We start from the raw sequence: 912 nt of genomic DNA on the forward strand, positions 1-912 counted from the left end.
GATGACACTTTTGGCAGCATATTGAGCGCCGTTGGGAACTTTTATAAGTGCTTCAGATCGGTAAGTTATCGATTTACATTGTTTCATTGCTGGACAGCATTAAGCGATTGCTTTAAACTATCGTTTGTCTTCGCGACATTCCTTGTTCAACAACGACCCTTTAGCAGTGTCCGATCCGCAGAGTGCGGATTGTCCAAATTTCCGGCTGGCAGCGCGAATGCTCTCCCGTTCTCCACGGTGAACCGTTCCCATCCCTGTCCGGTATGCATCATGCCGAAGCTGGCGTCATCGCTTCGGTTTCATCGCTGCCTTTGCAGCTTTCGGTTCGCATCCAAACGATACGCCCAGCGGGCAAGCGAACCCTTAAAACTTGATCCCAGAAACCCGTCGTCGCGGCGTCATGTCGCCTCGGCTATACCAACAGGGGGTAACATGACACGTGTTCGTCACGTCTTCGCCGGCGCGTTCGGTTTTGCGCTGGTCCTTGCAGGCCTGGTCTGGTGGATAGGCCCGGAGGTCATCCAGAAGTATCGCGGTGACCTGGTCTACTACACCGGCAAGCATCTGGAACTGGTCTTCAGTTCCATGTTGCTGGCCCTGGCCACCGGCATCCCCGCCGGCATTGCGCTGTCGCGTCCGGCAGCGCAGGGCAGTGCAGAAAGATTCATCCAGATCTTCAACATCGGCAATACCGTCCCTTCCATCGCCGTGCTGGCGCTGGCGCTGGCCTGCTTCGGCATCGGCAATGGCCCCACCATCCTGGCGCTGTGGCTGGCCTCGCTGCTGCCCATCGTGCGCAATACCTACGAGGGTTTGAGGAACGTGCCGGCTTTCATGAAGGAAAGCGCCCGCGGTATCGGCATGAAGCCGCACCAGATCCTGTTGCGGGTGAAGTTGCCCAATGCGCTGCCC

General features: G+C 57.2%; 1 protein-coding gene. It reads left to right on the forward strand.

Annotation, left to right across the window (positions count from 1 at the left end):
- Positions 1-432: 432 nt before the first annotated feature.
- A partial coding sequence (locus tag I5W_RS19370; RefSeq protein ID WP_044530449.1) for an ABC transporter permease occupies positions 433-912 on the forward strand: 480 nt, incomplete at its 3' end.

The organism is Herbaspirillum sp. B65 (assembly GCF_000333555.1).
In the GTDB taxonomy this organism is placed as follows: Bacteria; Pseudomonadota; Gammaproteobacteria; order Burkholderiales; family Burkholderiaceae_D; genus Herbaspirillum; species Herbaspirillum rubrisubalbicans.